An 8,305-nucleotide genomic window follows, 5' to 3' on the forward strand; every position below is an offset into this window, starting at 1 on the left:
ACTAGTTTAATTAATGAACTATCATTCTATAATAGGGGAATAGCTCTTTATTTGAACATTCCTCTGTTACTCATTTCATTAGGCACGTATTTATGGGCGCATTTGCTGCAAAGTTATTAAACAAAGATCTGACAATAAAGCGCTTTGCTTGCCAGTTTAATTCATTGCAGGTCGAGCAAATATTTTTGCAAAGCAAATTTAAACAGGATAGAAGGGTCGCGCAGTTTTTATGTTTTACAGTTGCATTGGTCACAACATTAGTTACGTTCTTTGATGAATTGATTATTCAAGCTGAATTTTGGCCTAACATTGCTTTGATAGGTCGAACCGTTATTGTTTCTATTTGTATTATCGGTGGAATAGGGCTTAGTTTTGTAAAGAGCTTAAAACAATTTAAGTACATCACAGTTCTGTTTATGGCTTTTTTATCTCTAAGTATGCAATCAATGGCGTATACCTATGAGCGTACTTACATACTGCACCTTTTTTTCGATGTAATAATTTTGATTACTTTCTATTTTTCAACTTTGGTATCATTTAGGTTGTCAGCTTTTCTTGGCCTTTCATATAGTGTAGTTGCCTTGTTAGTGATTTTTTTTACCAAGGATATTAATAGCCATACTTCATATATGGTCATATTAGCGCATGTAGCTGTAAATTTAACTGGTATGATCATGTCAGCCCATCAGCACCTAATGCGCCGCGAACTTTTTGTTCGAAATACGCAACTAGGTCAATTAGCGCAAGAAATGCAGAGCCAAGCATTTAAAGATGCACTGACTCAATTACCGAATAGAAGAGCTTTTGATAATAGTTATGAAGACTATCAACGGATAACTAAGCAACAGCAGCAAAAAATGAAGCAAGTGTGCGTTATTTTGGCTGATATAGATTATTTTAAACAGGTCAATGATAACCATGGTCATGAAGTTGGCGATGGTATACTTGAGCTTTTTTCTACTTTCTTAACTCAGTCATTACGCACTTCCGACGATGTTTATCGTTTTGGTGGTGAAGAGTTTGTTATTGTTTTACCGCTTTGTTCGGTGTCTGATGCTGCAAAAATAATCGAAAATATGATCACCAAGCTTAATACTGAACCATTTGAAGTTGGAGAGCTTTCATTATTAATTAGAGCTAGCTTTGGTTTAACAGTAATGCGAGAGGAGCAGCAAAAATCAGTGATAGCTAGAGCTGATGCTGCACTCTACGAAGCAAAAGGTAGTGGTAGAAATCAGTTAGTAGTAAAAATTTAACGAGTCTAGATTATTTGGTTTATGTGTAAGTTTAGCAAAATGTATTAGATTTATTTATATCTGGATAATTATTTAGAGCTAGCAGGGAGTCGCACATTGTTTTCACAGAATGAAAGAAGATTTAAAATTTCAATACGCGTAAGTGTGTTATTAATATTTGCACTAGCGAGCTTGCTAACTGGAATTGTGGCGATCAGTCTGCACTATTATTTCAGTGAAAAATTAGTCCTTCAAACCAAAACCGAACAATTCAAATCAACCAGCCAACAAATAGCTGACCACATCACTCGAATTAATCAGCGGGTAGATAATACATTAAGTGTTATGATCCACGATAACAGACTGTTTTCAGGGAACTTTGATGAAAATAATTCTTTGCGAAATATTCTAATAGAAGTATTAAACAAACACCCAGACTTCCATTCATTGTTGTTAGGGTATGCTAATGGTGACTTCATTGAAGTTGTGAATTTACGTGGTCATGCTCAATTACCAAAACCTAACGATCTTAGAGCTGAAGATAGATGGCTTATTTTTAAGGTGTTAGGGCAGGGTGAGTCTCGTCATCAAACTACATATTATTTAGATGAAAACCTATCATTAAATAGGAAATACAAACAAACTCCAGATTACGACCCTCGAAAGCGGTTATGGTTTAACGATGCAAAAGTTGGCACAGTTACCAAAACTCAACAGTATATTTTTAATCTACTAAAGATACCTGGTTATACGTACACAATAAAATCTGAACAAACGGGAGGAGTGCTTGCTATTGATGTTGCAAGTTCTAGCTTGAGTGCATTTTTAATTAAACAACAGCAAAAAATGCAGTTTCTAGTTTCTTCCGAAATGTACGTTTATCGTGGAGATGGTGAAATAATCGCTAAAAGTAAAACACAAGGTCATCATCACTCGTTTGATGACTTATCCAAGATAATCAAAACAAATGAGCAAACCATAGGACTCGCTAATGAACAACATCAATTTGGCAAAATGCTAAGTGTGAATGAGGATGGTGTTGAGAAATATATGTTTGTATTGCAACTGCCACTCAGTAGTGAAATGCAATCTGATGAAATTGATTATTTTGCGGTTCTTGTGGCTAAAAACGATGTATTAGCAATTATTAAAGAAAAGATTCAGATCTCAATATTAGTTACAGGGTTATGTTTGCTCTTGCTTCTGCCCGTCTCTTGGTTTTTTGCCTCTTCAATCGTTAACCCAATACTTAAACTAGTGGGTGAGAATAAAAAAATTCAACAGCGTGACTACAATGAGGTTTCAACGCTTTCGAGTCATATTTTAGAAATTCATTATTTAGCTAGTTCGATGGTTGATATGAGTCGCTCGATTGAGCAACATGAAAACTCACAAAAAGCGTTGATGGAGTCGTTTGTAGAGCTTATAGCGCAAGCCATTGATGATAAATCGCCATATACGGCAGGGCATTGTGAGCGGGTGCCTGAGTTGGGTATTTGGCTTGCTGATGCAGCATCAGGTTCAACAGATGAGGCGTTTTCTGAGTTCAGTTTTAAAACCCCGGATGAGCGACGAGAATTCCGCTTAGCAGCGTGGCTACATGACTGCGGTAAAATCACTACACCAGAGCATATTGTTGATAAAGGCACTAAGCTCGAAACCATTTATAACCGTATTCATGAGGTACGCACCCGATTTGAAGTGCTACTACGTGATGCAAAAATTACCTACTATGAGCAACTATTAGCGCATCCAGAGCAGCAATCTGTGCTTAAACAAAAGCTTGAGCAACAAACAGAGAAGTTACACGCAGACTTTCGCTTCATTGCCGCTTGTAATGTTGGTGGTGAGTTTATGGATGAAGCGCAGTTGTCTCGTTTACATGAGGTTGCTAGCATCAAGTGGCAGCGTCATTTTGACGCAAGTTTAGGTTTATCGCCCCTTGAAGAAATGCGTATGGCTGATTTGAAAAATCAGCATTTACCTGTTGAAGAGTCACTCCTGAGCGATAAGCCAAGTGATTTAATTCCACACGAAAAAGCCGTTGAGTACCCAGAAAGTTTAGGCATTAACATGGCAATTCCTGAGTATAAATATAACCTTGGTGAAGTGTATAACTTATCTGTGGCACGAGGCACGTTAACAGCGGAAGACCGATTTAAGATCAATGAGCATGTGATCAGCACAATTCGTATGCTAGGTAGTGTGCCATTCCCGAAAGAATTAGCGAAAGTTCCGCGCTATGCTTCTACTCATCACGAAACTTTAAAAGGGACAGGCTATCCGCGAAAATTAACCGCTGAGCAGTTATCAATACCCGAACGTGTGTTAGTACTTGCTGATATCTTCGAAGCATTAACCGCGGCAGATAGACCTTACAAAAAAGCCAAACCACTCAGTGTTGCCATTGATATTTTAGCGAAAATGGTTGCTGACGATCACATTGACCATGATGTATTTGAGCTATTTTTAACTTCTGGTATTTACCTAAAGTATGCAAAACGCTATTTAAACCCAGAGCAAATCGATGATGTTGATATCGCAAAATACCTGTAACTGAGGGCGGTTGCTTTTACTTTGGAGTGAAAAGTCCGTACAATTCGCCTCGTTTTTAGTGACGCTTTTAACGAGATGAATTCAAGCCGTATGCATCAGATTGCTGACTTAATCGCTATTTTTGAAAGCACCTTTTATCAAAGCCATAACACGCGTTTGATAAAGGGTGATGATGAACCTATTTACCTGCCTGCTGATGAGCAAACGCCTTATCACCAAATTGTGTTTGCCCACGGTTTTTATGCCAGCGCCTTACACGAAATTGCCCATTGGCTGGTGGCTGGTGAGGCACGTCGGTTAAAAGAAGATTATGGCTATTGGTATTGCCCAGATGGTCGTGATAAGCACCAGCAAGCTGAATTTGAAGCAGTTGAAGTAAAGCCCCAAGCTATTGAATGGGCGCTCAGTACTGCAGCAGGTTTCGATTTTAATGTATCGGTTGATAATTTAAATGGCGAGCAAACCTGCCGATTCGATTTTCAAGCGCGCGTTCACCAGCAAGTGTTGAGCTTTTTAGCATCTGGCTTTAACCAGCGCACGACAGCACTGCTTAAAGCATTGAGTGATTTCTATAAAACCCCATGGCCACTAACGGCTGCACAGTTTACGTGGCAGCGCGATTTTCATGGCAACCCAGGAGCTTTATCTGATGCAGTTTAAATTAGGTTTGATTGTAAATCCGGTTGCCGGCTTAGGTGGCAGTGTCGCACTAAAGGGCAGTGATGGCGCAGATACCGCCGCAAAAGCAATGCAACTTGGTGCTGAGCCAAAAGCAAACCTACGCACCCGAGCGGCACTTGAAGTGCTGCTTGCCCATCAAGATGACTTAATCATTTACACTGTAAACGGTGAAATGGGCGAGCAAACGGCAAAGCAACTAGGCTTTCAAAGCCAAGTTATTTACCACACAAACGATATCACCACCCCAGATGACACAGAGCAGGCAGCCAAGCTGTTAGTTGAGCAAGGTGTCGACCTAATTTTATTTGCAGGTGGCGATGGTACTGCCCGCAATGTTTGTCATGCGGTTGGCGATAGCACTCCTGTATTAGGTATTCCTGCAGGCTGCAAAATTCATTCTGGGGTTTATGCTATTACCCCAAAAGCAGCTGGGCGTGTTGTTGAGATGCTAGTTAAAGGTGAACTTGTCAGCCTTGGCGATGCTGATGTGATGGATATCGACGAAGAAGCATTTCGCGAAGGCACGGTAAAAGCTAAGCGCTATGGTGAAATGCAAGTGCCTAGTGAAGTACGTTATGTACAGGCAGTTAAAAATGGCGGTAAAGAAACCGATGAATTAGTGCTTGCCGATATAGCTGCCTATGTTGTTAGTGAAATGGATGAAGACTGCTTATATGTGATGGGCAGTGGTTCTACAGTCGCGGCAATTATGGAAGAAATGGGTCTTGAAAATACCTTGCTAGGTGTAGACTTAGTGGCAGACCAAGAGCTTATCGCGCAGGATTTAACTGCTCAGCAATTACTTGAGCTCACACAAGGTAAAGAAACCAAATTGGTGATCACCTTAATTGGTGGCCAAGGCCATATCTTCGGCCGAGGTAATCAGCAATTAAGCCCTGCACTTATTCGTGCTATTGGCCGCGACAACATTATTGTTGTAGCCACTAAAACTAAATTACAGGCCTTGAATGGCCGACCACTGATTGCCGATACGGGTGATAGTGAGTTAGACGATGAATTAAGTGGTTATATTCGCGTAACCACCGGTTTCAATGACCATATTATGTATGCAGTGGGTCATCAAGATGGGCTGCACCCAGAGGAGAAGTAACAATGAGTTTAGTAAGTTATATTGATGCAGCGCAGCAATATTTTGATGATTTAGTTGATAAAGCAACAGACGACGAGCTATTTGCTGGTGGCTATTTACGTGGTCACTTTGACTTAGCTGTAGGCTATGCACAAGTAGAAGAATTAAACTTATCGATTGATGAGTTAAACAATCAAGTTGAATCTAGCCTCGTTAAAGCTTATCGCAACGGTGAGTTAAACGAAGAAGATAAAGAGCTTGTTGTGCGCCTGTGGGATGAAGTGAAAGCACTTGCAGCCTAATCTAATTAAATAAAATTCTGTAAAGCGACCTGTGTCGCTTTTTTTACATAATCACTTTACCTTTATCAGGTAATCCCATTAACTTAAAATTTACCTTATTAGTTAGATACGTTAAGGTTAACGAGATATTTTTCTAGGGAATTTGAAAATGAATAACAATAATGATGTGCAGGCACCAAGTGGTGCAATCGCACGTTTTCTAAATACCATTGAGAGGGTGGGTAACAAGCTACCTGATCCAGCGATTATCTTTTTAGTCGCAATGCTACTTATTTGGTTTTTATCTTGGCTTTTCTCGGGCACTACATTTGATGCAATCGATCCGCGCACTGGCGAAGCCATCGTTGTAAATAACCTATTAGCAGGGGACTCCCTTGCCACCTTCTTATCTTCGATGGTGAAAACCTTCACTGGCTTTGCGCCGCTTGGTGTAGTGCTGGTTGCTATGTTAGGTGTTGGTGTTGCTGAGCATTCTGGCTTTATCAATACCGGCCTTAAATTAATGTTAAAAGTAACGCCTAAGCAGCTTTTAACACCGTCTATTATTTTAGTGGCGATTGTCAGCCATACCGCAACTGATGCCGGTTACGTACTAGTTATCCCTCTTGCTGGAGTTATCTTCTATGCGATGGGGCGTCATCCGCTTGCTGGTATTGCAGCAGCGTTTGCTGGGGTAAGTGGTGGCTTTAGCGCAAACTTTATTCCATCAGGGATTGATCCGTTACTGCAAAGCTTTACCCAAAGTGCTGCGCAAATTATTAACCCAGATATGGCGATTAACCCGCTCAACAACTGGTTTTTCACCTCAGCTTCGAGCCTGTTTATTATCTTATTAGGCTGGTATATCACAGATAAAATCATCGAACCACGTTTACAAAATACGCCACTTGATGGTGATACAGAAGACCTACCTGCCTTTGATGAAGCACGCAGTGATGAAAAACGTGCGTTCTATATTGCAAGCACAGTGATGATTGCAGGCCTTGCTCTACTTTGGTTTGTCTCAGCGCCAGCCGACTCTGCAATGCGAAGCAGTGATGGCTCATTAACTAATTTCCGTTCACCGTTAATGCAATCAATTGTGCCACTTATCTTCTTACTGTTTTGGATCCCTGGTGCCGTCTACGGTTTTGCCGTGGGTACCTTCAAAAGCTCTAAAGATATGATCGATGCAATGAGCAAAGCGATGAGCGGTATGGCTTACTATATTGTTATGGCGTTCTTCTGTGCGTTATTTATTGCTGCATTTAGTAAATCAAACCTAGGTGCATTACTTGCAATTGAAGGGGCGCAATTATTAAAAGCAATGGCTCTGCCAAGTTCAGTCACGGTGGTCGGTATTATCTTCTTAACGGCGTTCGTGAATCTATTTGTTGGCTCAAGCTCAGCAAAATGGGCGCTATTAGGGCCAATCTTTGTACCCATGCTGATGCAACTGGGTATTTCACCTGATTTAACGCAAGCTGCGTACCGTGTAGGTGACTCAAGCTCGAATATCATCACGCCACTAATGCCATACTTCCCACTGGTTGTTGTGTACTGCCAAAAGTATGTTAAAGGCACCGGTATCGGCACCTTAATCGCGATGATGTTACCGTACTCAATTGCCTTCTTAATCGGTTGGAGCATCTTCTTACTCGCGTACTGGGGCTTAGGTATTCCACTAGGTCTTCAATCAAGCTACGCATACCCAGCCATCGGCTCATAACGATTAAACTAACAAAGCCTCAGCAATCTAGCATGAGGCTTTTTTGATGTAATTTATAAGTAGAGGAAGTTGTGTGAAGTTTAATGTTGAGTGGCAAAAGCTTTGGAAAAAACTTACGAAGACTCTTTTTGTTTTAATTTTAATACCCGTTATCTTTATGCTGATCATCCGTTACTTCCAAAGTGGGATGAGTATTGAGATAACATTTGAACACATTACTGTTTATCAATTACCCTTTTTCTTCATTTGCATTTTTTTAGGTTCTCTTTTTTTTGCATTTTTAGTATCAATTTTAATTAAGTATGCGGCAGTTGAAATCGATAATGGTTATCTTGAAGGAAGGAACTATTGGTTCATTAAAAAACGCATTCCAATCAAGTCCATTTCGAAGCTTTACTTATTTAGAGATAACGGTATTGAAGCCGTCGTGGCAGATGCAGGGCAGTATGGCAAAGTTTATATTTCTACCCATACCGAAAAATTAGATGAATTGATTAAATACCTAGAAGATAACAGTGAATTGATGGCAGGTAGTTAAGCCGTGACTTCAAAAACTGAAGTCTGATAGCTGACGGCTGACAGCTTTACTACAGACACAAAAAAACCTTGTCACTCTCATGACAAGGTTTTTTATTGATCTGACTCCATAAAAGTAGACACCTTTTTGGAGTCAGTAATCATGAAAGTAAAGTCACAGCGTAGATATTCCCTCGAATTTAAAATAAAAGTCGTT

General features: G+C 40.2%; 6 protein-coding genes and 1 pseudogene. All 7 read left to right on the plus strand.

Features of this window, described 5'->3' with window-relative positions; genetic code table 11:
* The first annotated feature begins 92 nt into the window (after positions 1 to 92).
* The 7 genes and pseudogenes from BIZ38_RS10215 (at position 93) to BIZ38_RS10245 (ending at position 8,110) form a co-directional block, all read left to right on the plus strand.
* Positions 93 to 1,256 (plus strand): GGDEF domain-containing protein, encoded by a 1,164-nt coding sequence (locus BIZ38_RS10215; RefSeq protein WP_138619856.1) that lies wholly within the window; start codon positions 93 to 95, stop codon positions 1,254 to 1,256.
* Between the two features lie 927 nt (positions 1,257 to 2,183).
* Positions 2,184 to 3,791 (plus strand): annotated as a pseudogene (locus BIZ38_RS10220) (HD-GYP domain-containing protein); the annotation flags it as partial.
* Positions 3,792 to 3,881: 90 nt separating this feature from the next.
* Positions 3,882 to 4,451: an elongation factor P hydroxylase gene (locus tag BIZ38_RS10225; protein ID WP_058586361.1), complete on the plus strand. Its 570-nt coding sequence runs from the start codon at positions 3,882 to 3,884 to the stop codon at positions 4,449 to 4,451.
* Positions 4,441 to 5,583: an ATP-NAD kinase family protein gene (locus BIZ38_RS10230; RefSeq protein WP_187490218.1), complete on the plus strand. Its 1,143-nt coding sequence runs from the start codon at positions 4,441 to 4,443 to the stop codon at positions 5,581 to 5,583. Before BIZ38_RS10225 ends, BIZ38_RS10230 begins: the two co-directional genes overlap by 11 nt.
* Before the next feature lie 2 nt (positions 5,584 to 5,585).
* A complete protein-coding gene (locus tag BIZ38_RS10235; RefSeq protein ID WP_054553188.1) occupies positions 5,586 to 5,864 on the plus strand; it encodes a YfcL family protein in 279 nt (92 codons plus the stop codon).
* A gap of 148 nt (positions 5,865 to 6,012) precedes the next feature.
* Complete coding sequence (locus BIZ38_RS10240; RefSeq protein WP_054562105.1) at positions 6,013 to 7,572, plus strand: AbgT family transporter; 1,560 nt, start codon at positions 6,013 to 6,015, stop codon at positions 7,570 to 7,572.
* Between the two features lie 73 nt (positions 7,573 to 7,645).
* The gene (locus BIZ38_RS10245) at positions 7,646 to 8,110 is read left to right on the plus strand and encodes a hypothetical protein (protein ID WP_187490219.1); all 465 of its coding nucleotides are present in this window, start codon (positions 7,646 to 7,648) and stop codon (positions 8,108 to 8,110) included.
* Positions 8,111 to 8,305 lie beyond the last annotated feature (195 nt).

The organism is Pseudoalteromonas sp. BZK2 (genome assembly GCF_014349195.1).
Classification (GTDB): Bacteria; Pseudomonadota; Gammaproteobacteria; order Enterobacterales; family Alteromonadaceae; genus Pseudoalteromonas; species Pseudoalteromonas simplex.

What these genes read in the sequence shown, in the direction of transcription:
- BIZ38_RS10215 (WP_138619856.1), top strand. Translation starts at nt 93, where the DNA reads ATGGGCGCATTTGCTGCAAAGTTATTAAACAAAGATCTGACAATAAAG.
- BIZ38_RS10225 (WP_058586361.1), top strand. Translation starts at nt 3,882, where the DNA reads ATGCATCAGATTGCTGACTTAATCGCTATTTTTGAAAGCACCTTTTAT.
- BIZ38_RS10230 (WP_187490218.1), top strand. Translation starts at nt 4,441, where the DNA reads ATGCAGTTTAAATTAGGTTTGATTGTAAATCCGGTTGCCGGCTTAGGT.
- BIZ38_RS10235 (WP_054553188.1), top strand. Translation starts at nt 5,586, where the DNA reads ATGAGTTTAGTAAGTTATATTGATGCAGCGCAGCAATATTTTGATGAT.
- BIZ38_RS10240 (WP_054562105.1), top strand. Translation starts at nt 6,013, where the DNA reads ATGAATAACAATAATGATGTGCAGGCACCAAGTGGTGCAATCGCACGT.